This window comes from Streptomyces sp. DG2A-72 (genome assembly GCF_030499575.1).
GTDB lineage: Bacteria > Actinomycetota > Actinomycetes > Streptomycetales > Streptomycetaceae > Streptomyces.
In genome coordinates, this window is record NZ_JASTLC010000001.1 from 4,970,967 (window position 1) to 4,996,040 (window position 25,074).

The window sequence follows — 25,074 nt, forward strand, 5'->3', positions numbered from 1 at the left end:
TTCGGATCATTTGGCCACCAGAATCACAGCGAGAGTGACTTTGAAATGTCACCAGCTACGATTTTCATCAGTCATACACACACAGACCAGGCCGTAGCAGATGCTGTGCGCAATGCGATCTTCGAGCTCTTCGGAAGAGAGTCCGTCACAGTAACGTACTCAACGAGCCGCGAGCTTGGTGGCGGCGTTCCAATCGGCGAAGACTGGTTCCGTTGGATTGGCGAGCAGGTCCACAAGGCCTCTGTAACATTGGTGCTACTCACTCCAACGTCTGTCCAGAAGCCCTGGGTACTTTGGGAGGCTGGAGCTGTTTATGGAGCAGCGTTGACGAGCGAGGATTCAACGCTGCGTCGTGTGCGCCCCCTGGCTTTCCAGATAGGCATGGATGATATCCCCTCCCCACTGCGGAGCAGTCACGCCCAAGTCGCCCGGGGGGATCAATACGAAGACATCAAGCAACTCCTTGACGAGTTCGTATCTGATTTCTTCAGTGACGTCAACGAAAAAGCAGGATTCATCCGGGCCGCACAGAGAGTTCCGGTTGCGGCAAAAAGTCTTCTGGAAACCGCCAGCGAGGCTCTACGCACGTCACCGCTCATTCCAACGGAACCAATTGTGAATGAGTGGTGCACACGACTAGATAATCTGACTGAGCATCACCGCCATTCTGAAGTCCGTCAACTACATGAATGGCTGCTAGTTGCATTTGGGCAGAGTAAAGAAAATGGCCTGAAACCTATCGACATTCGGCTTCATCGACGCTTGGCACAACTTTACATGGCATCGGCGCACTACATCGAAGCCGCCCAGCAGTTTGAGCTGGCTCGCCGACTTTCTCCGCGCGATATCTTCGTCATGCGCTCTCTCGGTCAGGCTTATCTAGCGCAGGGTAATTACCCGGATGCCGCCCGCGTGATCAGCGAGATCGAAAAACTGGATCCTCGCGCCTTTATCAAGAATGCAGAGTGTGCAGCCCTGAAAGGGCGGTGGCACAGAGAGCAGAACCAGCACACGGAAGCGCATGATATCTACGCTAAGGCATTTCAAGAGAACTCCGACTCCTACTACCTCGGAGATCTCCTTGCCGTAGCGAAACTTCAACTTGGGGACAGGCATGGTGCAGCTGATATATACCGGCGCACCCTCTCAATTATCGAGAGACTCCCAGATCGAAATTTCTGGATTTATGCGACAGCCGCGAACGCAGCGATTGTGAACGGAGATCGCACCGGCGCGATAGAATACTTTTCGTCGATCAGGGATGACAATCCAAGCGAGGCCGATATGCAAAGTATCGAAGGTGGACTGATCCGCATCCTACCGCTTCTTGGAACCACAACAGAAGAATTGGCGGAATGGAAATCACTGTTACACGAGGGGCCGGCTGAGGCATAGGATGGCGAATCACCCGAGCCGGAATTAGAGGATCTCAATGAGTACGGTCCTCGCGAACGGTGGGATGCCTTAACTTCCGTTGGTAGAGCGCCTGAAGCCTGACGCTGCCGCTGGGCCTCCTGGCGCTGTAAGCTGAAGCTGACGAATCCTGGGGCCATTACCGCTTGGCGTTGGAACGTCTACCTACTGAAAGAGGTCGCACATGGCTGATACCCCAAGGTCGCCCCGTCCGGCCGGTCAGCCTCCGGCAAAGCCGTCGGAGTCAGATAACCGCGGTCACAAGCCTACGATGCAGCCGGGTCGGACACCTGCGTCGCCACCACCCCCGCCGCCACCTCAGAATCGAGAGGGTAGCTGACAAACATAGTCACTATCTGACGCGCAGAGATACACACGGCACCCCAAGGGAAGGGCGTTGCCTCGGCTGCGCCGGGCGCTCGGTACTTTAGGGGTTCAACGAGAACCAAATCTCTGTCCGGAGAATCATCCGAACTTACGTTGAAGGATGCTTGGCGCCCTTCAACGTAAGAGCCGTCTTCGAGAACGCATCCCACAACTGGGTTTTCTCCGGGAAACCAGCTGTCGAACATGATCCACCAAGCTGAGGCAGCAGATGGATGCGGATTATTTCTCGTCAATAGTGCAGCAATTGCGGCGACCAAACATGAGAAAAGCAGCAAGCCGACGGCCCACCAGCAAATTTCGACGTAGTGGTTCCGAGCATACTCGGTTCCTTCACGAACAATTCGCCCGACATCTGGCGTCAGCCCAGGCATGAGCGCTCGCGCCACTCCGAAAATCCCAAGGGTGAACATTTCGGCGATGACGCTACCGAACACCACAACACCCGTCTCACGAAAAGGCGTCAACCGGTGTTCACTGCCACGCCGTTCCTGAACGATCACAAAAGTCAACCCTGGCAACAACAAGATTACAAGCAAGACGAGACCTGTGATTGTGGTGGGCACAGTGGATACCTCTTGAGTTCATCGTCATCATCCCTTGCTGGCAGACCTTAGAGCACATTCATGACCCGCCGGGCTACTCAACCTGCTCATGACTACAGCGATGCTCCGACGCTTTCGTCGTCGGTGGGCAGTTACCGACCTACAGCACTCCACACCCGGCGCTCACTGGGTACCGTCGTGAGGAGAAGCCTCTACGGACGGAGCACCCATGTCCCGCCGCCCGCTGGAAACCCAGCGCCTCACCCACAGGGGGGCGCGCTGATGCTGGAAGAAGCCGAAGAGATCGGCCGTCGCGCACGCCGCGCACGGCTCCGCCTCGGCATGACACAAGCTGACCTCGCTGCCGCCTTGGGCAAGACTCAGGGGTGGGTCTCCAAGATGGAACGCGGAAGCATCGAGCTGGACCGCGTCGGCCTGCTGAACCTGCTTGCCTCGGAGCTGCACGTACACCCGAACGACCTGATCGGGCGGCCGTACAACAGCTCCCCGGCGGAGAATCAGTGGCAGGTCTCCGCCGCAGCCATCATGCGCGAACTGCGCCGCTACGACCTCACTCCCGTCTTCGACGGCACGCCGCGACCCGCGAGCCAGCTCTGGCAGGAAACCACTCGCCTTCACCGCCTGCGTGACGCTGCCGCCAACGTGGCGATCATGGAAGTTCTCCCCGACCTGTTCCGTGAGACACGCGCCCTCGCCGAGGTCTCCACGGGGCGCGAGCGGGAAGAGGCGTTCGCCATCTACGCCGTGTGCTGCAAGTTTGCCCACACGGCCGCGCACGCCCTTGGACACCCTGAGCTGATCGCCATGGCGTGTGAGCGGGCCGCCTGGTCTGCCCGGCAGTCCGGCGACCCTGTCATGCCTGCTGTCGCCGACTGGATGCGTGTCTGGGACATGTGGGCCACGGCGGACTGGGACGACTCCATTGCCCTGTCCGATAAGGCGATTCGCAGCGTGCAGCAGGACTACGACCGGGGTGATCCGCTGGCCGTACGGGCGTGGGGAACACTGCAACTGCGCGCGGCTGTCTCGGCTGCTCGGGGCGGGCGCAAGGCGGAAGCGAAGGACCGGATCAAGCACGCGCGGAGTGCAGCCAAGAGGATCGCGGAGGCCGTCAGGCCTCCGGTCTACGACCGCCACAGCCTGACCTTCTCGCCGGGCAACGTGCAGATCCACGCAATCAGCGTCGCTCTGGAGATGCATGAGCAACGCGAGGCCCTGTCGATAAACCGGCGCACGAGTAAGGAACTGATCGAAGCGCTCCCCAACTCCCGCCAGGGGCACCACCACATGGACCTTGCCCGCGCTTGGCTGTGGGATGGGAACCGCGACAAGGCGCTGAAGGAACTGGAGAAGGCCGAGCGCATCGCCCCCCAGCTCGTCCGCAACCACCCCATCGCACGGTCAACCCTGCGCAGCATCGTGTACGCCGAGCGTGCGAGCACCCGTGAGAAGCTGCGCCGCATGTCAGACCGCTTCCACCTCGACGGTTGAGGTCGTATTCCTGCGGTTCATATTGGGCCCTGGAGATCTTCATAGCTTCGAGGCATGGCCGAACAGACCTCGAAGCAACTCCCGGCGCGGGGCGCCGAGTTAATCCCTGGCGCCCCGTTTCATCCTCGCCTTGGCGACCTTGCTCTCGACCTCGCCAAGGGCGGGAAGATCGGCGTGTGCGTCGCCCTGCCGAGCGACAGCTCCGCGTCGTACCAACTGCGCCCGCCTGGTGGTGGTGCGGACTGGCGGGCCAGGTCCGACGGAAAGACCTTGCGCCCCGTGCCCGTCCCGGTCACGCATGCCACCCCCATGCAGCGGGACGCCGCCTACGACCATCGCGCGCAGCAGGCCGCGCTGCCGGTCACTGTGCACTACGAGGACGGCGGCGCCTGCGAGACGATGCTCGTGCTCACCCCGGCGCAAGTCGAGCTGTACTACAGCCAACTCGGTCGGCTCATCGAGGCGAGGGAATCGGCTCGGGAGCATGAGCGGTGACCCCGGCCGTGCTGATGCTCGCCCCACCGACCTCTGCACGTGCCCTCACGCGGCCTCCCGTCGCATTCCGCTGCGAAGCCACCGCTCATGACCTCAGTGGCTCCCGTGAAGTCCTGCTCGACACCTACCGCGGCCGTTCCCCACGCCTTGCTGCCCGGTGGCTGCGGGCCTCCGCGTACCGTTTCGCCCGGCTGCTGTCCCCAGACCTCGGTGCGGTGAGTCTCCGTAACGCACCGCTCATCCTCGCAGCGCCTGAACTCCCGTGTTCTGATGCGGAGTTGCACGCCTGGGCCGACAGCGATCAGGCGTACGAGCAAGCGCTCGTAGCCCTCGCCGAAGGCCGCGCGTTCGCGTTCACCGTGACGGACTACGACGCCCGATACTCCCTCCGCGTGTATCCGCTGCCAACTCGCCGGCCGCGCCTTCCGCATCATCCCGACCTCGCCGGGTGCTCGCCTCATCTCCCGGCAGGGGCTGGCCGCCACCGACGTCCCCGCCGGCGTCGCCCGACCCGATGACTCCCGCCCCGCGTCTCTTCCGGTTCCCCCCGGCGCGGGGGCGGGTCCAACGCACAACCGCAGTTCTACCGCTGAACGCACACCCGTCGCTCTGCGGCGCAGTCCTGCCCATCTACCGAGGGGAAGACGCGGTGACCACCTACCCCGTATCGCCTAACACCGTGCTCGCCAACGCGCTCACACACGCCGAGGACCTGCTCAGGCCGCACATCACCACCGCGGCCCCGAAGCGCATCGTGTTCGTGGTGGGAACTCAGATCAACGGAGCCCCGCACGTCGGGACGTCCCTGGTTCAGTCGCTCACGTTCGCCACTGCGGCCCGGATTCGGGACAGGTTCGGCCTCCCGACCGAAGTCCAGTTCGGCGCCCTCGACAACGCCCCGTACGCCATCGTGACCGACAAGGAGACCGGGCACCGCTATCAGCGGGCTTACGCGCACGCCCTGGGCGAGGTCGGTATCGCTGACCAGGTCGACAAGCTGTACCGCCCACTGTTCACCGCTCTGTCCGAGCGCCTGAACGTGCCGTACTCCATCGAGACCTACAGCCAGCAGCAGGCGGGCGGCCAATTCCGCCGTACCTGGCTGCGCCTGCTGCCCCGCATGGATGCCGCCCGCTGGTACCTGTCCCCGTCATCGGGCGTCCCGCACGTTCGTGTTCCGTGCCCCCGGCCTGGCTGCGGGTGGGCCGAGAAGTACGCCGAGCGCACCCACGTACGCGACGACGGCTTCGAGCGGGCAACCATCTCGGCCGAGTGTCTGCACCATGGCGAGTACGAGGTCGTCATCGAGCCGACGAGCGGCGGCTACCTGGACCTCGCCACGCTCTACCGGAACCTCGTCAAGGAACTGGCCGTCACCGGAGCGGTCGGCACCTTGCACGTCATGGTGAAGGGTGCCGACTGGATGCCCGGCTGCCTGCTCGTCGACGGTGCCCTACAGGCTGTCGGCCTCACCCGTGGACAGCTGACCGCGCGACTGTTCTGCCCCCAGGTGGTCACGGATACGGGTGCCAAGCTGTCCAAGTCCCTCATCCGGGAAGGCCGGGCCTCCCTGCCCGAAGGGGCAGCCCCGTGGATGCTCGACACCCGAGAATGGCCGGGGTCGTTGACTGAGTACGTCGACCGCCTACTTGCCCTGACCGAGGTATTACTCGCCGACCCTCGCCACTTCTTCCGCTCGTACTCGGCCGGTGAACTCGGCCGGCTCATGTCCACTGCAACAGCAAGGAGCGTTCCCGCCCGATGACGGAAACAGCCGCCGCACGCGTCCGCGAACTGAACCTCTACCGACGGTACTTCGACCTCGTCGCCGCCGGTCAGAAGTCGATCGAAGTGCGGGTGAAGTACCCCCACCTCGAAGACCTGGCCTCCGGAGACGTCATCCGCTTCCGCATCAAGGGCACGGACGAGACCTGCGACGTCCTGGTGAAGCGGGTCACGGAGTACAAGACGTTCGAGGAACTGCTCGACGGGGAGGGTCCGGCGAACGTCAACCCGGCCTCGTCCCGTGAGCAGCAGCTCGCCAACATCCGCGAGATTTACCCAGCGGAGAAGGAAGCGCTCGGCGTGCTCGCCATCGAAATCGAGCTGCTGCCCCAGTAGGCCCGCCGCACGGTCCTCGCTCCCCGAGGGGACGGTGCGGCTTCCTCGGCGCCCCCCGCTCGCCGCTCGCCGCTCGCCGCCCATGCTATGAGCGGCGGGCGCCAACAACAAGAGACCGGACCATCCCTCAGCCTGGACAGCGATCCGGGGTGGTCCGGTCCTGGAATCCCTGGTCAGGACCCCGGTGCCGATGGTACCGGGGCGGTCGGCGTGCTCGAATTCGGGTGCGGCTGCAACCCCGGCTCCCCTTTGTTGAGTTGGAGAGGATCACTGTTGCGGTTCGGTCGGCGAAAACCCCCTTCAGACCTGAGCCACCGAGAGTCAGCCACGGCGGCGGGCGTGCCGAACGAGCACCCGTCACGTGTGTCTCCAGCAACCCCGTACCGGCCTCAACCACGCTTCTTCCATGCGTCACGGGCCGCACCTCGATCCGGCCTGGGCGTTGCCGACGTGGCATGGCAACTGGGCGGTGCCCGGATCTGCGGCACATGCGACTTGGAACGGAGCTCGGTTGGCGTGGCCTCGCTTGGTGAGCGTCGGCCTGGTCCCGGTGCTCGGAGTGGTCTGGTTGCTTCCTTCTCTGGCTGTACGCCTCGGCGATGTTGCGCGCTGAGCGGGTGAGGGCCGCCGGAGCGGTGGCGGAGACATGGAGCGGCGGCGGCCCATGGCCGCCAGCGCGCGCGGCCCGCCGTAGGCGGGCCGCCTTGATCAAGTAAAGAAACTCTGAACAGCTCCGCTGCGCTGGGCCCGTGGCCGGTCGCACGTCCATGCGCTGGCCTCGCCTTCCCATCCGTTCCGCAGCCCTGATGCCATATGAACCAATATTGAGGCATTCATGATGGTTCGTTCTGGCCATCGGCGGAATTTATCCACAGGCTGGGGGTCGCATAGTTCTCGCGATGGACGAAGCATCATCCATCAACTGGCGTTATGAATTCGTGATCAAAGTGGCTGTCACATCAACCGCCCCCTCATTCCCCTTCCCTGGGTAAGTGGGCCGCTTTGAGTTGAGTGACCCAGGTCACGGAAGGAGGTGTCACACCAATAGGGGTGCTCGACACCTGTAGCAGACGAATGAGGGGTTCCGACCGAACGCGGAGCCAGAGACAGAGGAGTGGCGTGGATCACAGAAAGGGGGGTCACACCGACGCAGATTTCTGCACCCCTATAGGTGATCCGCGACGGAGCGAGCGGCGAAACATAGCCGACGATCGCCGGTTAGCCAAACCGGGGATTCTCCGGACCATTGATGCTCCTGGCCGACGACTGGAAGGACGAGTGGCGTGAGCGCACGGAGGCACGAGTTCCCGCCCAACGGGAGGTGCGGGAATCCGAAGGACGGATTCTGCCCGCCCTGCGGGAGTGCAGCGCTGCGCGCCTCCGATGTGTCCGGTCTGGCAGGTAGACCTAGCTCAACAGCCGAGATGACGGCTTGCCGGACGGTACAGGCAAGCCCTGATCCGGCGGTGAATGGCCGCTGGGCAAGCCTTCGGGCAAGCCCTCGGCGGTTGGCTGAACACAGTACGCAACAACGGCACAGCAACGAACGGGTGGCCATGACTGAGCACGAGGCAGCACGTATTGCGGCGCGACTCAAGGAGGTGGAAGAGAAGGTGATGCGACTGGAGGAAATAGCGCGTCGGGTCGCCGAGAAGGTTCCCGCTACTTCTTCGGCCCGGTAGTGCCGCCGAGTTGCTGGAAGACCTGCAACAGGCTGTCGAGTCTGGCGTCTATGGCATCCAGCCGTTCGGACAGCTCGATGTATTCGGGTGTGGGCATTCGCCCGCCGCTTGCCGCCTCGGGAGTGCCGGCCTTCGGGTCGGCCTCTGAGGGCAGGGGATCGGCGACGAAATTGCCCCGACCCGGCATGGAGTAGATCAGCCCTTCATCGCGCAGGATGCGCAGTGCGGACCGCGCGGTCATGTTCGCGATTTCGTAGGTCGCTTCGAGGTCGCGTGAAGAAGGGACCCGCTCGCCCGGCTTGAGGCGCCCAGAGCGGATCTGCCGCCGCAGCTCCTCGGCGACCAGGCGGTACGGCGGAGTGTCGGAATCCTTGGGCAGCTTCATGGTCCGAGGGTAGCGGGCCTAGCCCACCTCGCGCAGTAAGACCCTAATGCACCCCCATAATCACCGCAGAGCTAGCCCACCTCAGGTGCGATGTGCGCTAAGCGCTTGACGTGCCTCGCTCACGTAGTGCACTGTTGATCTCGCCCCGCCGCCCTTGGCGGAGCACCTACCGAAAGGACGTAACACCCATGGCCCGTATCCGTGTTGGTCTGCTTCCCACCGCTTCGTTCTTGGTCGGCACCATGCCGGTGCCGAAGTACGCGGACGCCGAGAAGACCCAGTTCGCCCTGGACCGCGAGACCGGCGAGAAGCTGAAGACGATCACCCTCTTCTTCATGGAGGAGGACCGCGCCGAGGCGCTGAAGATCACCGTTCCGGAGAACGGTCTCCCCAATGGCCTCAAGCCGGGTGTGGCAGTGATGCCGGTGGAGCTGTTCGCCACCCCGTGGGCGCGGATCTTCAACGGTCAGCTCTCGGACGGCATCGCCTACCGCGCCGACCGCCTGGACCTGGTCGGCGGTCTTGCCCCGGCTGCTGAGGCTGAGGCGGCGTGAGCGGCACCGCTTTCCGGTTCGGCGCTGAGCGCAGCTACCCGCTGCCTCACGCCGGGCCGGACCCCCGGTTCAGCGAATCCCTCGTCAACTCGGTGGCGGCCGTGCTCGTCGGCTACGGCTACCCCCGCTTCGCCGCCCTGGAGGACTGGGCGGCCCTCGAATCGGCCCTCGCGGCCTTCCTCTACAACCCTCAGGAGAACGACACATGAAGGATCTCAACGACATGATGGAAGGGGTCTTCGGCTATGGCCCCCTGGTGGTCTGCGTGGTGTTGGCCGTGCTGGTGGGCTGGTCGGTGTGGTGGGTGGTCCGCTACGTGCGCGCCGATGCCATGACCCGGCAGTCCATTCGGCAAGCCGTTCGTGTGCGGCGGACCTGGAAGCGGCTCGCGCAGATGCTGAAGCTGTGTGCCACGGACAAGATGCCGACCGCGCTGGCGTCGCTGTCGAACACGGAGGGCAAGCCGGTCAAGCCCCGCGTCCTGGTCCCCGCGCTGAAGGTCACGCACGACATGTACGGCGTGATCGCGCGGGCGAACTGCCTGCCCGGGGTCGGCCTGGAACAGTTCCAGAAGGCGGCCCCGCACCTGGCGGACGCTTGGAAGTGCACGCGGGTCGCGGTCACCCAGGACAAGCCTGGACAGGTTGTCATCCGGGGTGTGCGGCTCGATCCGCTGAAGTTCGAGACTGAGCACCATCCCACGGGTGAGGTGCCGGAGGAGATCGCCCGGTGGGACCTGGGCTTGGACGAGTACGCACAGCCGGTGTCCGTGGACCTCACGCAGGTGCCCGGCGTGACGGTGGCCGGCCTTCCCGGCTTCGGCAAGACCTCGCTCATCAACCGGCTGATCTGTGACTGGGCGCCCTCGCCCGCGATTCAGTTCGTGTGCGCAGACGGCAAGGTGTCCACCGCCAGGGAGGGCGACTACGCGCACCTCGTGAAGCGGATGTTCGACTTCGTCGGCGATGACCTCGAAGAGGCCAACGCCCTGTTTAGGCGGCTCGTGGAGCTGCGCCGTGCCCGTGTCTCGGCCGCTGAGCGGATCCTCGGGGTGCAGAGCATGTGGGAGGTCGGGCCGTCCGCCGTGTGGCCGCTCGTCGTCGTGATCATCGATGAGGCGCACACCTACTTCCGCGACCACAAGGGCAGCGACCCGAAGACGAAGAAGATCGCCGCGCTCGCCGCCGAGAACGCCCGCCTCGTTGAGGACCTGGTGAAGAAGGGCCGCAGCATGGGCATCCTCGTCATCCTCGCCACCCAGAAGTCCACCGGTGACGCCATCCCGACGTTCATCCGCGACGTGTGCCCCATCGGCCTGTCCTTCGCGCAGAAGACCGCCGAGGCTGCCGTTGCCGCGCTCGGTGAGGACATCCGGGAGTGGCCCGACGCCAACCCGATCAACCTCCAGGACCGCGCCTACGTCGGCGTCGCCTCCATGAACCACCAGTCCCAGCCCGGCTTCACCCGTATCCGCACGCCCTTCGTGTCGGGCAGGGAATCCGCCTACATCGCCGCCCGTACCGCATACCTCACCGCCGACCCTGCCGACCTGCTCACCGCCCAGTTGCCCGGCGTCGGCCTCACCAAGTCCGCCCCGGGCAACACCACCCCGCCCATGGCTGCCTGACTCGTCCTGCCAACTCCTCGCTTCATGAAAGGAGGTGAACACTCATGACTGAGAACCTGATCACTCAGCGCACCATCACCGCCGTGATGATCGTCATCGCCACGCTGGCGTTCGTCTTCTCCTTCGGCAACGTCTGGGCCCTGGCCCTGCGCCTGGGCGTCCCAGCCCCGATCGCGCCGCTCATCGCCCCGATGGTCGACCTGTCGGTGGTCGGGCTCCTGGTGGCCCTGCGCTATCTCTCCCTGCGCGGCGTCCCACCCGAGCAGATGAAGGCGGCCACCCGCCTCATGCACTTCTCCGGACTGCTGACCCTGGCCCTCAACATCGCCGAACCCGTGATCGCCGGGCACTACGGCCGTGCTGCCGTCGACGCCGTGGCCCCGCTGCTGCTCCTCGGCTGGGGTGCGGTCGGGCCGCAACTCCTTCGGTCCTTCCACACAGTCGCCTCCGACGCCACCGCCCCGGCCACGGCTGCCGAGACCGAACCGGCCCAAGAGTCCGCCCTGGCCTCCACCGAGGCAGAACCCGCCTCGACGCCCCTGCCCCCGGTCACCGCTGCGGAACCGGCCCCCGTCCCGGCGCCTGCTCCCTCACAGGCTCGCCCGGCCGCACCCACTACGGCTCCCGTTCCGGCTGCGCCTGCGGTCAAGGTGCCTGAGCCGCTGCTGACCGAAGCACGCTCCATCGCCGCATCGCACCAGGCCGAGCACGGAGAAACGATTACTCCGGCTCAGCTCAAGAGGCGGCTCGGTATCGGCCTGCCCATGGCCACCGCCCTCCACGCCGCTCTGTAGAGCCGCGCTTCCCCCGCCGGCCTTCCCGGCACCCCCCTCCACCCTCGCCCGCCCCTGGGCCCGACCCGTCATGCCTGCGGACAGCAGCCCGAGCGCGGATCGCTGCTGCCCGCAGGTTCCACCCTCGCGCCAGAAGGGAGACCCCGCCACCCATGTGCCGCCCCCTCGACCTGCGCCACGTCATCAGCCCAAGCCTGCGGGACCTGATCGAGCTGGCCAACACCCACGACTTCGACCGCGTCACCGAACAGGTCCGCGACCTGCACGGCTGCACCAGTCCCGTCAACCTCCACGGTTGGACCGTCACCACCGACCAGACCACCAAGCAAGTGGTCCGCTCCTACCGCTCCGAAGACGAACCCTCCGGACGCCTGCTCACCACCTGCGGCAACCGCCGTGCCTCCCGCTGCCCCGCCTGCTCACGGGTGTACGCGGCCGACACCTACCACCTGATCAAGGCCGGATTGTCCGGCGGCAAGGATGTCGCCGAAACCGTCCGCGACCACCCCCGCGCCTTCGTCACCCTCACAGCCCCCTCGTTCGGTCCCGTCCACAACCGCAAGACCGACCACGAGGGCAAGCCCCGTCCCTGCCGCTGCGGCGCCCAACACGCCGAGAATGACCCGGCGTTGGGCACCCCGCTGAACCCGGCCACCTACGACTACCCGGGCGCCGTGCTCTGGAACGCGCACGCCGGGCAACTGTGGGCACGCTTCACCACCTACCTGCGCCGCGCCCTGGCCGAACACCTCGGCATGACGCAGAAGGCACTGAACGCCGCCCTGCGCGTCTCCTTCGCCAAGGTCGCCGAGTACCAAAAGCGCGGCCTGGTCCACTTCCACGCCGTGATCCGCTTCGACGGACCCGACGGCCACACCACCGAGCCCCCGCCCTGGGCCACCTTCGACGCCCTCAACGCCGCCGTGGGCCTGGCCGTCGAGCGTGCCCGGCTCACCATCGAGTCCGACGCCATCGGCGAACGCGTCATCGCCTGGGGTGGCCGGTACAAGGTCGACCCCATCACCGCCCTGGGCGACAGCGAACTCACCGACGCCAGGGTTGCCGAGTACACCGAGAACAAGGTCGCCGGATACGTCGCCAAGTACGCCACGAAGAACGCCGAAGGCGCGGGCACCGTAGACCGCACCCTGATGTGCCGCCCCTGCGCCGGACGCGGCTACGTACGCGGCCCGGACGGCTTCCACGACCGATGCGCCGACTGCGACGGCACCGGACAGGCCGAACCCATCAAGGCCCTGCCCATCCAGCAGCACGTACGGCAGATGATCCGCACCGCATGGGCCCTCGGCCACCTGCCGGAGTTCGCCCACCTCAAGCTCTGGAAGTGGGCCCACATGCTCGGCTTCCGCGGCCACTTCTCCACCAAATCCCGCGCCTACTCCACCACCCTCGGCGCCCTCCGCGACGTACGCCGCGCCTGGCGCCTCGCCCAGGCTGAAGCTGCCCGCGCTCGCGCCGGCCTCCCGGTCAGCGACGAGAACACCACCCTCGTCACCGCCTCCTCTTGGACCTACCTCAGCAGCGGCTACAGCCCAGGCGAAGAGCTCCTCGCCGCCCAGGTCCGCCACGACATCGCCCACGCCGAACGCATCAAGTCCGAAGGAGAACCCTGGCTGTGACCACTCCGACCAAGGCCAAAAGGCAGACGCTGAAGCTGGCCGAAGCTCTGGACGAGATCGGGGTGTCCCGGGCGGCCTTCTACCGAATGCGCGCTCGGGGCAAGGCGCCCAGGCACCTGAAGCTGCCCAACGGTCAGATCCGCATACGCCGGGCCGACCTCGACGCCTGGTTCGACGCCTGCGAGGTGTCGGAAGCATGCTGACCTACGACGTTCAGATCTGGGGCATCCGTAAGCGGCCTGACCGTGCGGCGGCCTATCAGCTCCGATGGCGCGTCGGTCCCCGGCCCTTCTCCAAGAGCTACAAGATCAAGGCTCAGGCCGACGGTCGACGCTCGGAGCTGCTGACCGCACTGCGCAACCGCGAGCAGTTCGACACGGAAACCGGCCTGCCCGCCTCAGAGGTGCAGGCGCTCAACTCCTCCACCTGGTACGCCCACACGCGTGCGTACGCCGAGATGAAGTGGCCGGGCGCCTCGGCCAAGCACCGCGCGAGCATCGCTGACACGCTGGCGACCATCACACCGAAGCTGGTCAAGGACAAGCGCGGGGCTCCGGCCCCCAAGGTGCTACGGATCGCGCTCTACTTGTGGGTCTACCGGTTCGTCCTGGACGACGACGGGACGCTGAAGCCCCGCCTTGACCGCGAAGAACCCCCGGCCGACATCGTGGCCGCGCTGGACTGGATCGCTCGCAAGTCGGTGGACATCACCGGCCTCAACACACCGTCGATGGTGCGGACCGCCCTCGATGCGTTGAAGCTGAAGCAGGACGGCACGGCTGCTGCCGAGAACACGGTGAACCGCAAGCGAACCGTCTTCAGCAACTGCCTGCGCTACGCCGTGGAACGAGAGCTGCTGACGGCGCTGCCCCTCGACAAGGTGGACTGGACAGCGCCCGAGACCGATGACGAGATCGACTTCCGGTTCGTCCCCGGCCCAAAGCTGGCAAAGGCCCTCATCGATGCTGTCACCGAGCAGGGCGAACGCGGGCGGCATCTGACGGCGTTCTTCGGCTGCCTCTACTACGCGGCCAACCGCCCTGGTGAGGCGGTCAGTCTGCGTGAGGACGACTTCACCCTTCCCGAAGAGGGCTGGGGTGAAGTCCTGCTGTCCACGAGCATGCCCCGAGTCGGCTCGGGTTGGACCGATACCGGCGAGTCGTTCGATACGCGCGGCCTGAAGAAACGGGCTCGAAAGGCGACCCGGCCGGTGCCCATTCCGCCCGTTCTCGTCCGCCTGGTCCGCGAGCACATCAAGGAGTTCGGCACGGCCGAAGACGGCCGACTGTTCCGCGCGTCCCAGGGCGGCCACCTCCTGTCCAAGGAGTACGGGGAGGTCTGGAAGGCTGCCCGGCTTGCGGTGCTCACGGAGTCCGAAGCAGCCTCGCCGCTGGCTGACGTGCCGTATTCCTTGCGCCACGCGGGCGTTTCGCTCTGGCTTGAGTCCGGCGTCTCCCCAGCCGAAGTTGCACGCCGGGCCGGACACAGCATCGCGGTTCTGTTCCGCTTCTACGCCAAGGCCATCCACCGCAATCAGCAGCGCTCGAACGAGCAGATCGAGCGGGCCTTGGATGCCGCAGATGAGGAGTAGGCAGGCGGGCCGACAGCAACGCCACACTGTGAGCCGTAAGGTGCGTTGTCCTTACGCAGGCATTTGGGCCCCGTCACACCAAGGTGTTCGGGACCATCGGCGTACCAAGTTGATCTGACTCCACCGGTATGACAAAGGTGACCGGCCGGTTGCGGTCCTTCCTAACTGTCAGGTTCAGGCCAATTTCGCTTCTACAGCGTAGATGTGCCGGTGGAGGAGATGTGAGAGAAGTTGCTGGATGCCGTGTTCAAAGATGTTGGCATCTCGGTTCACGGAGGCCCGAAATGAGCCCTTCCGGAACAGATTTCGCTAGTCCAGAACCTCTCGCCCACCTAGCGTCTCTGCGGTCACAGCAACTCACCTGAACGACAAAGGAGTCTTTGTGAGACGCATGTCTTCCAGTCGCCGCAGAAGATCGCTGCGCACGGCTCTGCTGGCCCTCCCGGCAGCCTTCGGCCTCACCATGGTGGCCGCCACGTCGGCCAACGCCCACTACGTGTACTGGACCGAGCAGGTGTGGGGGAACGCCGACTCGTCCCGGTGCTTATGGAACCGCGCGGAGACCTCGCACGGGTCCACGGGCGGAGGCTACTTCAAGGGAGATTCGACGTCATACGCTGACATCGACCCCAACCCGCTGGATTGCGTCCTGAGCTGGGACCGCAACTCCGGTGAGCTCGCCGAGGGCATGATCGTCTTCAAGTGGTACGTGGACGCCAACGGCGACGGCAGCTGGCTCATCTGCGACCGCACAGATCAGTGGTACTTCAACAGCGAGCCGGCCTGGAAGTTCGAACTGACGTGGACGGCTCCGGCTGAGGGGCTGTGCGGTGCGGGCTACTACGGGATCCGCAACTACGCGGGCATGGTGGACAGCGGTGAGTGGGTGGGACTGAACGCCAACGTCTGGTCCGGCTACCACCTGCTCCCGGACACCAGCTCACTGGCCGCGACGGCCGAGGACGAGCCGGTGGTCCCGGACTGGCTGAAGAACACCGACACGAGCGACGACCCCGCGTCCGTGCCAGTGATCGGCGAGAACGGCGAGCCGGTGAGGAACAGCGACGGCTCGCTGTTCACCGTGTCGCCGAACCTTCCCGAGCCGACGGCTGCTGCGATCGCAACCGCGGCGCAGGACCCGGCAGGAGAGCGGACGTTCACCAAGGACGCCGACGGCAGCGTGACCGAGACGGTGGCCGGGCAGTTGACACGCCCCGCCCCGTAGCCTGCACTGGTCGGCACTGATAGGAGTCGGTTGCCGGTCCCGTGCGGCCGAAGTGGGAGGGTAGGAGACGGTATGAACGCCAGTCGCCCTGCGCAGCGCCTGCTGGAAGGGGCGTGCGCGGTCATCGTGGTGCTGGGCGTGCTCTATGCGGCGCTCTTGCCGCTGATCTCTGATCGTTCCGTACTGTTGAGCACGTACAAGCGCGGTGGACTCACCCCGTTGATCATCATTTTCGCCGGGGCGTGCGTCGGCTGGCTGTGTCTGCGCTTGGCCAGATCACGGAAACGCCCGCCGATCGTGCTGGCCGTCGGAGGTGTGTGCGCCGTCGGTCTCCTGGCCGTCATGTGGTGGACAACCCGCAGCACGGTGGAAGAGCAGCACGTCACGCCTTCCCCGACCAGCGGGCGCTTCCACCAGTCGGCGCCTCCCGACAGCGCCCCGGGCCCGGTGACTCCCCCGGCACCGCCCAGCGCCGGGCCGTAACCAACCCGGCATAATGCCCTCGGCCACCACAACGGTGGCCGAGGGCATTGTCGTGAGACGGCAACTCGCGGGCTACGGGGCTTGATGCTGGCCGGGTCGTGCCCGGCGTCAGACGTGTCGTCGAGACTACGATCCGATGCGTGCATGTGTCGGCGGCCCTGGACGTTCTCCAGGTGTTGGTCCAGGGCCGCTCTGCCTCGGGGGGTAGCCGATTGCGCGTTGCGACCTCCAGTGGACCGCGCACTGTGGAATTCCCCTGACACAGCTCTGAGCTGCGGGTTCTTCCTCATTGTTGGTCCACGCCTGGTCCATACACACTGATCAACAACGCGACAACCCCGGATCAAGGTGAGACAGGCCCCATGCAGAAGGGGTGCCCCTCAGCGAGAGACACCCCTTCTGACCAGCACGTCTCTGACCTGCGGAGGCGGTGGGATTCGAACCCACGGTGACGCTTTCACGTCACTACGGTTTTCAAGACCGTTCCCTTCGGCCGCTCGGGCACACCTCCCCGCACCCCCGTCACCGGCGGCGCGGGATCAAGAGTAACGGGTGGGCACGCGCGCGTGGGGGGCAGGCGTTACTGAACCGGGGAGGTACGTGCGCGTGGGCCCGTGTCGTCAGCTGTCTCCGACGCGGGAGCCCAGGGTGAGGTCCACGGTGCGGGTCTGGCCGCCGCGTTCGTAGGTGATCTTGACCTTGTCGCCGGGCTGGTGGGTCCAGATCTCGCCGATGAGGGTGGGGCCGGAGTCGATCACCCTGTCGTCGAGCTTGGTGATGACGTCGCCGGGCTTGAGGCCGGCCTCTGCGGCGGGGCCGCCGGCCTCGACGGCTTCGGAGCCGCTGGCACCCTGCTCGGTGATCTTCGCCCCGTCCGTGGTGTCCTCCAGGGAGACGGACGCGCCGATCTTCGCGTAGACCGGCTTGCCGGTCTTGATCAGCTGCTGGGCGACGTACTTGGCCTGGTTGATCGGGATGGCGAAGCCCAGCCCTATCGAGCCGGACTGGCTGGTGCCGCCCAGGCCGCCGTTGCTGGTGGACTGGATCGCGGAGTTGATGCCGATGACGTTGCCCTGGGCGTCCAGCAGCGGGCCGCCGGAGTTGCCCGGGTTGATCGAGGCGTCGGTCTGCAGGGCGCTCATGTAGGACGCGTTGCTGCCGGTACCGTCGCTGGAGGCCACGGGGCGGTTCTTGGCGCTGATGATGCCCGTCGTCACCGTGTTGGACAGGCCGAAGGGGGCGCCGATGGCGATGGTGGAGTCGCCGACGGCGACCTTGTCGGAGTCGCCCAGCGTCAGAGGCTTCAGGTTCGACGGAGCGTTCTCGAGCTTGATGACCGCGACGTCGTAGCCCGCCGCATGGCCGACGACCTGGGCGTCGTACTTCTTGCCGTCCGGGAAGGTGGCCGTCAGCTTGCCGCCGTCGACCGCCTCGGCCACCACGTGGTTGTTGGTGACGATGTGGCCCTCTTTGTCGAAGACGAAGCCGGTGCCGGTGCCGCCCTCGCCGCTGGAGGACTCGGCCTGGATGGTGACCGTGCTCGGCAGGGCCTTGTCCGCCACGCCCGCGATGGTGCCCGCGTCGCGCTTGACGGAGCCGCCGCTGTCGGAGGCGGAGACGGTCGTGGAGTCGCCACTGTCGTTGTCCCTGGCCAGGGTGTAGCCGAGGCCGCCGCCCAGACCGCCCGCGACCAGCGCGGCCACCAGGATCGCGGAGACCAGACCACCGCGCCTGCTACGGGGCTTGGGAGCGGGCGGCGGGAAGCCGGCACCCCAGCCGGAGCCCGCACCTCCAGAGCCCCCGTCGGCGTACGAGCCGGCTCCCGAGGCACCTGCGTCCCCGTACGACGGAGTGGCCGGCGGCGGGGGCGGCCAGGAGGCGTCCGGGGCGGAACCGCCGCCCTGGCCCGGGGATCCGGCCGACGCGTAGGCGGGCGCGGTGCGGGCCGGTTCATGGTCCGGGGCGCCCGCGGGCACCGACGGTATGGGAGCCGTCGGCGCGGCCGGCTGCGTGGAGGCTGCGGGAGATTCCACCGGCACGGGAGGTGCGGACGGGGCCGGGGGTACCGCAGTGCCCTCGTTCTCGGTGCTCACAGCTTTTCTCCTCGATCCACGGCTGTACTTCTCGGTCGCACTCGGTCACACGCGCTCACGCTTGTCGTCGGTCCGGCGCGATTCAGCTGTGCTTGTGCTTCTTTTGTCTGCTGACAGCTTTTCCCACGGGCCGTCAGAGCACCATAAGCGGTTGCTGTGGGCGCGGGACCATCCTTTATATAGGACCTTTCGGACGAGGTGGGCGCATCTCGGCGCTCCCGCCCGCCACGCGCGCGTGTCCGACGCAGGGGTATCGCCGTCACGCCTACCCCGTCGCGGTGGCACCATGACGCGGTGACCCCTGCACGGCAGCACCGGATTCAAGTCGTCGCCCACCGCGGGGCCTCCGAAGAGGCTCCCGAGCACACCCTGGCCGCATACAAGAAGGCGATCGAGGACGGTGCGGATGCCCTCGAGTGCGATGTACGGCTGACCGCCGACGGCCATCTCGTCTGTGTCCACGACCGCCGCGTCAACCGCACCTCCAACGGCCGCGGAGCGGTCTCCGCGCTGGAGCTGGCCGAACTGGCTGCCCTGGACTTCGGCTCCTGGAAGCACCGGGACTCCTCGCGGATGCGGGACGAGGAGCCCGACTGGGAGCACCTGCCCGAGGACCCGGAGGACACCTCCGTCCTGACCCTGGAGCGACTGCTCGAACTCATCGCCGACACCGGCCGCCGGATCGAGCTGGCCATCGAGACCAAGCACCCCACCCGCTGGGCGGGCCAGGTCGAGGAGCGGCTGCTGCTGCTCCTGAAGCGCTTCGGGCTGGACGCGCCCGCCACGTCGGCGGAGTCCCAGGTGCGGATCATGAGCTTCTCGGCCCGCTCGCTGCACCGCGTACGAGCCGCCTCGCCGACCCTGCCGACGGTCTATCTGATGCAGTTCGTCTCGCCCCGGCTGCGCGACGGACGGCTGCCCGCGGGTGTCCGGATCGCGGGCCCCTCGATCCGGATCGTGCGCAACCATCCGGCCTATGTCGAGCGCCTGAAGCGAGCCGGCCACCAGGTGCACGTCTGGACCGTGAACGAGCCGCAGGACATCGATCTCTGCGTCGACCTGGGCATCGACGCCATCATCACCAACCGCCCGGGCGAGGTGCTGCGCCGACTCGGTCGGTGAACCATGAAACCAAGCTTGACCCCCGCAGCCCGCTTACAGCATCCTCCGATCTCGGCCACACCGGCGAAATCCAGCCACATGGTTACAGGGAGTGCACCGGCGCGTTCGATCCGTATTCGATCGTTGCGAATGCGTCACCGAACGTTCCCCGGCCGGTTTCCGGTTCAGGCCAATGGGGCATCCACACCGTGGCGTGGGGCAAAGGAGGTCTCGGGGGTGGCGTTGGTGGTGGCACAGGAGGTGCCCACGTCGTCGAGCATGGCCGTACCCCATGGCCCTGCGGGCGTGGGGAAAGCGAGACACCGTATGCGCGCTCAGTTGCGCACGGGTGGTGTGGCGGAATCGGTCATCGACGATGCCGTATTGATTCTTTCCGAACTCTTGAGCAATGCGTGCAAACACGGTCGGCCGCTGGGTGACGCCCTGGCCGGGGACGGCGACGTCCGGGCCGCATGGCGGGTGGACCGGCGCGGCAGACTCACGGTCGAGGTGACGGACGGTGGTGGGCCCACCCGCCCGGCTCCGGCCACGCCCTCGGTCACCGCACACGGCGGCCGCGGGCTGAACATCATCACCGCACTGGCCGACGACTGGGGCGTCCGGGACGACGCCCGCGGCGAGGTCACGGTGTGGGTCGTGGTCCACGACGACGTGCACGACACCGATGCCGGTCGCCGACGCGACGACTTCGCTACGCGTGTCGCCGCTCCGCGGGTGTCCGCGATGGCCGACCTGGACTTCGGACACGCCTTCGACGACCTGGACTGAAGCCCCCGTTGCACCGGGTCGGCCACGTTGTCCACAGGGTTCCCGTCGGCCGTGGTGTGAACGGCTAGGCTCCCGCCGTACGACACGAGCCGTAACCGGGAGAGACCACGATGGCCAAGAAGCGACCCCAGACGAAGGCCCCGCGGCCGCAGCTCACAGACGCTGAGATCCCGGTCGTCGGTGCCCGTGAACCCTGCCCCTGCGGCAGCGGCCGCCGCTACAAGGCGTGCCACGGCCGGGCCGCCGCGCACGCGGTGACCGAGCTGGTGCAGCGCCCGTTCGAGGGCCTGCCGGGCGAGTGCGACTGGGTGGCGCTGCGTGAGCTGGTCCCGGCCGCGACCGTGGAGCTGACGCTCAAGGACGGTCTGCCCAAGGACGTTCCGTCGGTCACGCTCGCCACGGTCCTGCCGATGGCCTGGCCCGCCCTGCGCCGCGACGACGGCTCGGTCCTGCTCGGCCTGCAGAACGACACGGCGTCCGGCGACATCAGCCGCGACCTCGCCGACACCCTCCAGCACGCGCTCACCGCCAAGCCAGGCACGCCCGTGCAGGGGCGCCGGGCGCCCACTGACGGTCCGCGGCTGCAGGATCTGCTCGCCCCGGAAGGTGCGTTCGAGCCAGTCGTGCACTCGGGCTTCGAGTTCTGGGTCCCGGACGCGGACAACGCCACTCCGGAGGTGGCCGCCTCCCTGGAGCGGGCCAACGCGGCGGCCATCCCGACCGTGAAGCTGACCGGCGTGGATGCCGCGTACTGGTGCGAGACTCCGGAGAAGAACCATCTGCGGTGGGTCATGCCGCATCCGGAGGAGCAGCTTCTGGACGCTCTCGCGCGGCTGCACGCGGCCGGGAAGTCAAGCCTCGGGGAGGGCACCCGGCTGGTGGGCTCCTTCCGTGCTCATGGGCTCACCGTCCCGGTCTGGGACCTGCCGAGCGAGGTCACCGCGCAGGACATCGAGAAGCCGGCCGCCGAGTTCGCCGAGCGCCTCGCCACCGCGCTGGCCACGGACGCTCCGCTCACCGCCGACGAGCGCCGCGCGCGCGGCGGCCTCACCAACCGGCAGGTCACGCTCAGCTGACGCACAGCTCCGGCTGACCGGTCGGTCAGCCGGAGCAAGCCTTGACGGAACGACCGGCTCCGACCACAACTCCCCGTTCCGGCAGGCGAGTCGGTGTCCGAATAGCCGAGCAAAACGAGAGATCGAATTTGCGAACAGCCGATCTCTTGTTACCGTTCCAATAGCCCGGTTGCTGGTGCATCCCCCGTCGCCAGCAACCGGGTCTTTCCATGCGGCCGTCTCGCCGAGGGTGCGAAGCAGCGCGCGAAGGAGGACACCCGTCGCGCGTCAACCGCCCGCAGGCGCCCCGGAGTTGCTCCCCGACCGCAGCAGCAGCGGCCCCTCGCCGGCCCGGGACGCGAACTCTGCGACCGCCGTGTAGGCACCCAAGTCGCCCCGCGTCCGCTCCCGCGGCGTCTCGCAGGTGGCCGGCTCGTCGTCGGCGCCGATCGGGCAGCGCATCTGCATGGTGCGGCCACCGGGCCCCATGAGGCTCAGCACCGAGTCCAGCGCGTCCCCGCTCGCATTGCGGTAGTAGGTGCGCGCCCAGGTGTCCTCACCCTGGGTCATCACACAGGTCTGTGCCTCGATGCCGTCGGGCGAGGTGAGTTCGGGGCCGCAGCGGGCGGCGGTGGCCAGGCCCAGGCCGAGCAGCCCAGGGGCGTCGACGGGTTCGGGGGAGGGCGCTTTGGCGTCCGGGTGACGGGACGGTCGTACGGCCTCGGGGTCCTGGTCGCCCACGGGCCCCGCGGACGCAACAGCCAGTGGTAGCGCGATCGCGCATGCCACCACGCCCGCGAGGGCGATCAGGCGAATATTCATGAAGGGGACGATATCGACCTGATTGGGGCGCTCGGTCCGGTGCGCGCCCGACACCCCTACAACTCGGGCGCGCTCACACCCGTACGAGTGAGGGCCTCGACCACGGCGTCCACCACGGCCTCGACGTCGGGCACCCACGGGGAGGCCGAGCCGGGCAGCGGTGCGCGCTCCCAGCGGGTCTGCCCCTGGCCGGTCTCGGACGGCGGCAGCGCCAGATAGCCGCCCTCGCCGTGGAAGCGGAGCGAGCCCGGGACGAAGTCCTGGGCGTACAGCAGTTCGCCCAACTGCTCCATGGAGTACGGCTTCACCAGCAGCGCCCACCGGGTGGGCGAGGCCACCACCGGGCCGAGGCGCATGCCCATGCGGTCGAGGGCGCCCAGGGCACGGGCGGCCGGCAGGGCGGGCAGCGACACCGCGCACGGAGCCTTTCCGCCGGTGGACAGGACGATCGGCGCGGCGGGCCGGTTGGTCCACCACCAGCGCACCATGCGGGCGTCGGTGGTGGCCGTGAGGAGGCCGGGGTCGAAGGGGTGCGCGCCGGGCACCGTGCAGTCCGGGTCCGGGCAGGCGCAGCGGGAGCGCCCCTGGGGGTCCGCCGCCACGCCCGGGAGTACGGGCCACTGCCATTCCGTCGCGAAGGTCAGGGCCGCGCTGATCAAGTCAGGCCCCCCGTCACTGCGCTGGGACAGGAGCCTGCGTCGCCTTCCGAGGATCTCGCGCATGAGCGCTCGTTCCTTTCCGTTGCACCGCTGGCAACACCGTGGACCACATCACACCATGTGTCGATCACTTCACTGTGCGTACCTATTGGCGCATCACACCCCAGCCTCAGGCATGGGGAACCCTATGGGCCGAGCGTTGGAGCATCCGCGGCAGCCTCGTCCATACTGCGTCTATCAAAAGCACGGGCGTGGCGCGGGGTGGCGAAGTCTGGCGTTTTGCTGTCGCGCGTGTTTCTCTTCGCCTCCGCCACGGGAGGATGGGGCACGGTCGTCGGTGGCTAAGACGCCCGGGTCCGTCGCCAGGTTCCGGGTGATTCCCAACCACCCCTGGCCTTCACCGAGTACGTACCCATCACGACCGCTGTGACGCTCCGTGGAGCAAGGCCAGTCGACCGCAATAGGCTGTTACCCGAGGCAGTTTTGAGCCAACTTCGCTTTTACGCAAGAGGTCTACTGAAATCCCACGGACACCAGGAATCCCAGCAGGACAATGCTGGACATCCCCTCACGAGTGCGTGTACATGTGGAGACACTGCTAGCGGCGCAGAATGACATGGGGGTTTGCGATGCTATCGAGCAATACGCACCGGTCGGAAAGCCGGACGCCATGAACGCCCCTCACGCTCCGAAAGTGGCTGGAATCGATTCAACGGTTCCCTCGCCCGCACACACTGTCGCGCCCGCGCCCGCGGCCTCCGAAAACGCAGCCGGCCCAGCCGTCCCCGCCCCGAACGCGCCCGGCGCACTGCTCCAGGACCGCCTGGCCGGCTGGGTCTCGGACCTCACGACTCTCCACGAACTCACCGAACGTCTGGCCCGCACAGCCACACTGGCGGACGCCCTCCAGGAAGTGCTGCGCGCCGGAGCCGCCCTCGTGGGCGCCCGGCGCGGTCTCGTCGCGCTGGAGCCCGGCGACGGGCTGGGACCGGACACGACCATCGGCCTCGGCCTGGCGCGAGCCGATCTCGGCCACATCGAGACCGTGCCGCGCGGGGCGATGCCCTTCGGCCGGATCCTCGACGGCCTGCCCGGCGCCGAGGACGGCATCGTCCAGCCCGATGTGTTCGCCGAGGACGGCCTCGACCCCCGGCACCGCGAGGTCGCCGCGCGCCTCGGCTACGCCGCCAGCTACACGCTCCCCCTGTCCACGCCCGCCGTCGGCCGCCTCGGTGCCGCCGTATGGCTCTACGACGAGCCCGCCGAGCCGGTCGAGCGGCAGCGCCACCTCGTCGGCCTGTACGTCCGTTACGCCACCGAGCACCTGGCCCGGCTGGTCGAAGTCGAGCGCACGCGCGCGTGCATGGCGACGATGGCCGAGGAACTGCTCCCCTCACGGCTGCCGCGGGTGGCCGGCATGCAGCTCGCCGCCCGGCATCGCACCGGCCCGCGCGGGGGCGGCGACTGGTACGACGCGCTGCCGCTGCCGGACGCCGCGCTCGGCCTGGCCGTGGGCTCGGTGACCGGCTCCGGACCCAGCGCCGTCGCCGCGATGGGCCGGCTGCGGGCGTCCCTGCGGGCGTACGCCGTGATGGAGGGCGAGGACCCGGTCGCCGTCCTGTCCGACCTGGAACTGCTCCTGAGGCTCACCGAACCCGCCCGGTCCGCCACCGCCCTGTTCTCCTACTGCGAGCCCGCGCTGCGCAAGATCACGCTGGCCGGCGCGGGACACACCCCGCCGCTGCTGATCGGCGAGCGGCGCACGGAGTTCGTGGAGACGTCCGTGTCCGCGCCACTGGGGATGCTCGCCTGCTGGGAGGCGCCCAGCGTGGAACTGCAGGCGGAAGCCGGGGAGACGGTGCTGCTGTACACCGACGGGCTGCTGCACCGCACCGGCGACCCCACCGACCGCGCCTTCGCCCGGCTGCACGCCGCGGCGGCCGGCGTACCCCGGAGCCTGCGCCGGGACCCGGACGCGATCGCCGACCACATCCTGCGGACCGTACTGCCGGACGGGCGGGACGAAGCCGACTCCGCGGAGGACGTCGTACTACTGGCCGCTCGCTTCGAGTAGCAGCCGGTAACAGGTCTTCCGGCCCTGGGC

23 protein-coding genes and 1 tRNA gene are annotated in these 25,074 nt (G+C 67.2%); 18 read left to right on the forward strand and 6 right to left on the reverse strand.

What is annotated here, in order from left to right; all coding sequences use genetic code 11:
• The first annotated feature begins 45 nt into the window (after positions 1-45).
• Positions 46-1,395, forward strand: coding sequence for a toll/interleukin-1 receptor domain-containing protein (locus QQY66_RS23675; protein ID WP_301982329.1), 1,350 nt, complete (start codon positions 46-48; stop codon positions 1,393-1,395).
• Between the two features lie 284 nt (positions 1,396-1,679).
• Here QQY66_RS23675 and QQY66_RS23680 read toward each other — a convergent pair whose 3' ends face one another.
• On the reverse strand, positions 1,680-2,363 hold the full coding sequence (locus QQY66_RS23680) for a DUF6338 family protein (protein WP_301982330.1): 684 nt from the start codon (positions 2,361-2,363) through the stop codon (positions 1,680-1,682).
• A 261-nt stretch (positions 2,364-2,624) separates the two neighbouring features.
• Here QQY66_RS23680 and QQY66_RS23685 point away from each other — a divergent pair, with 261 nt between their 5' ends.
• The 4 genes from QQY66_RS23685 to QQY66_RS23700 all read left to right on the forward strand — a co-directional run bounded on the left by QQY66_RS23685 (position 2,625) and on the right by QQY66_RS23700 (position 6,470).
• On the forward strand, positions 2,625-3,854 hold the full coding sequence (locus tag QQY66_RS23685) for a helix-turn-helix domain-containing protein (protein WP_301987470.1): 1,230 nt from the start codon (positions 2,625-2,627) through the stop codon (positions 3,852-3,854).
• A 54-nt stretch (positions 3,855-3,908) separates the two neighbouring features.
• Positions 3,909-4,349, forward strand: coding sequence for a hypothetical protein (locus QQY66_RS23690; protein ID WP_301982331.1), 441 nt, complete (start codon positions 3,909-3,911; stop codon positions 4,347-4,349).
• Between the two features lie 649 nt (positions 4,350-4,998).
• On the forward strand, positions 4,999-6,114 hold the full coding sequence (locus QQY66_RS23695; RefSeq protein WP_301982332.1) for a hypothetical protein: 1,116 nt from the start codon (positions 4,999-5,001) through the stop codon (positions 6,112-6,114).
• On the forward strand, positions 6,111-6,470 hold the full coding sequence (locus QQY66_RS23700) for an ASCH domain-containing protein (protein WP_301982333.1): 360 nt from the start codon (positions 6,111-6,113) through the stop codon (positions 6,468-6,470). Before QQY66_RS23695 ends, QQY66_RS23700 begins: the two co-directional genes overlap by 4 nt.
• A 1,662-nt stretch (positions 6,471-8,132) precedes the next feature.
• On the opposite strand, the gene QQY66_RS23705 is transcribed toward QQY66_RS23700, so the two are convergent.
• A complete protein-coding gene (locus QQY66_RS23705; RefSeq protein ID WP_301982334.1) occupies positions 8,133-8,537 on the reverse strand; it encodes a GntR family transcriptional regulator in 405 nt (134 codons plus the stop codon).
• Positions 8,538-8,725: 188 nt separating this feature from the next.
• Here QQY66_RS23705 and QQY66_RS23710 point away from each other — a divergent pair, with 188 nt between their 5' ends.
• From QQY66_RS23710 to QQY66_RS23750, 9 genes are all read left to right on the forward strand, one after another.
• Complete coding sequence (locus QQY66_RS23710) at positions 8,726-9,091, forward strand: hypothetical protein (RefSeq protein WP_301982335.1); 366 nt, start codon at positions 8,726-8,728, stop codon at positions 9,089-9,091.
• Entirely contained in the window at positions 9,088-9,300 is a 213-nt protein-coding gene (locus QQY66_RS23715; RefSeq protein WP_301982336.1) for a hypothetical protein, read from the forward strand. Before QQY66_RS23710 ends, QQY66_RS23715 begins: the two co-directional genes overlap by 4 nt.
• On the forward strand, positions 9,297-10,718 hold the full coding sequence (locus tag QQY66_RS23720) for an FtsK/SpoIIIE domain-containing protein (RefSeq protein WP_301982337.1): 1,422 nt from the start codon (positions 9,297-9,299) through the stop codon (positions 10,716-10,718). The genes QQY66_RS23715 and QQY66_RS23720 overlap by 4 nt, the downstream gene beginning before the upstream one ends.
• A 44-nt stretch (positions 10,719-10,762) precedes the next feature.
• A complete protein-coding gene (locus QQY66_RS23725; RefSeq protein ID WP_301982338.1) occupies positions 10,763-11,512 on the forward strand; it encodes a DUF2637 domain-containing protein in 750 nt (249 codons plus the stop codon).
• Between the two features lie 152 nt (positions 11,513-11,664).
• A complete protein-coding gene (locus tag QQY66_RS23730) occupies positions 11,665-13,152 on the forward strand; it encodes a replication initiator (RefSeq protein ID WP_301982339.1) in 1,488 nt (495 codons plus the stop codon).
• Entirely contained in the window at positions 13,149-13,355 is a 207-nt protein-coding gene (locus QQY66_RS23735; protein ID WP_301982340.1) for an AlpA family transcriptional regulator, read from the forward strand. The genes QQY66_RS23730 and QQY66_RS23735 overlap by 4 nt, the downstream gene beginning before the upstream one ends.
• A complete protein-coding gene (locus tag QQY66_RS23740) occupies positions 13,349-14,743 on the forward strand; it encodes a site-specific integrase (protein WP_301982341.1) in 1,395 nt (464 codons plus the stop codon). The genes QQY66_RS23735 and QQY66_RS23740 overlap by 7 nt, the downstream gene beginning before the upstream one ends.
• A gap of 391 nt (positions 14,744-15,134) precedes the next feature.
• Positions 15,135-15,968: a hypothetical protein gene (locus QQY66_RS23745; protein WP_301982342.1), complete on the forward strand. Its 834-nt coding sequence runs from the start codon at positions 15,135-15,137 to the stop codon at positions 15,966-15,968.
• 72 nt (positions 15,969-16,040) lie between these two features.
• Positions 16,041-16,451 carry a hypothetical protein gene (locus QQY66_RS23750; RefSeq protein ID WP_301982343.1) on the forward strand — a complete coding sequence of 137 codons (411 nt, stop codon included), beginning with the start codon at positions 16,041-16,043 and terminating at the stop codon, positions 16,449-16,451.
• A 422-nt stretch (positions 16,452-16,873) separates the two neighbouring features.
• On the opposite strand, the gene QQY66_RS23755 is transcribed toward QQY66_RS23750, so the two are convergent.
• Positions 16,874-16,962 (reverse strand) — tRNA-Ser (locus QQY66_RS23755).
• Between the two features lie 109 nt (positions 16,963-17,071).
• Positions 17,072-18,544, reverse strand: a complete 1,473-nt coding sequence (locus QQY66_RS23760; RefSeq protein ID WP_301982344.1) for a S1C family serine protease — start codon at positions 18,542-18,544, stop codon at positions 17,072-17,074.
• 294 nt (positions 18,545-18,838) lie between these two features.
• Between QQY66_RS23760 and QQY66_RS23765 the strand changes: the two genes are divergently transcribed.
• The 3 genes from QQY66_RS23765 (at position 18,839) to QQY66_RS23775 (ending at position 21,510) form a co-directional block, all read left to right on the forward strand.
• A complete protein-coding gene (locus QQY66_RS23765; protein ID WP_301982345.1) occupies positions 18,839-19,666 on the forward strand; it encodes a glycerophosphodiester phosphodiesterase in 828 nt (275 codons plus the stop codon).
• Positions 19,667-19,795: 129 nt separating this feature from the next.
• A complete protein-coding gene (locus QQY66_RS23770) occupies positions 19,796-20,434 on the forward strand; it encodes an ATP-binding protein (RefSeq protein ID WP_301982346.1) in 639 nt (212 codons plus the stop codon).
• A gap of 110 nt (positions 20,435-20,544) precedes the next feature.
• Positions 20,545-21,510, forward strand: coding sequence for a DUF5926 family protein (locus QQY66_RS23775; RefSeq protein ID WP_301982347.1), 966 nt, complete (start codon positions 20,545-20,547; stop codon positions 21,508-21,510).
• Positions 21,511-21,777: 267 nt separating this feature from the next.
• On the opposite strand, the gene QQY66_RS23780 is transcribed toward QQY66_RS23775, so the two are convergent.
• Positions 21,778-22,311 (reverse strand): hypothetical protein, encoded by a 534-nt coding sequence (locus QQY66_RS23780; protein WP_301982348.1) that lies wholly within the window; start codon positions 22,309-22,311, stop codon positions 21,778-21,780.
• 56 nt (positions 22,312-22,367) lie between these two features.
• A complete protein-coding gene (locus tag QQY66_RS23785; RefSeq protein WP_301982349.1) occupies positions 22,368-23,033 on the reverse strand; it encodes a bifunctional DNA primase/polymerase in 666 nt (221 codons plus the stop codon).
• 490 nt (positions 23,034-23,523) lie between these two features.
• Between QQY66_RS23785 and QQY66_RS23790 the strand changes: the two genes are divergently transcribed.
• Positions 23,524-25,044 (forward strand): PP2C family protein-serine/threonine phosphatase, encoded by a 1,521-nt coding sequence (locus QQY66_RS23790; protein ID WP_301982350.1) that lies wholly within the window; start codon positions 23,524-23,526, stop codon positions 25,042-25,044.
• The last annotated feature ends 30 nt before the right edge of the window (positions 25,045-25,074 follow it).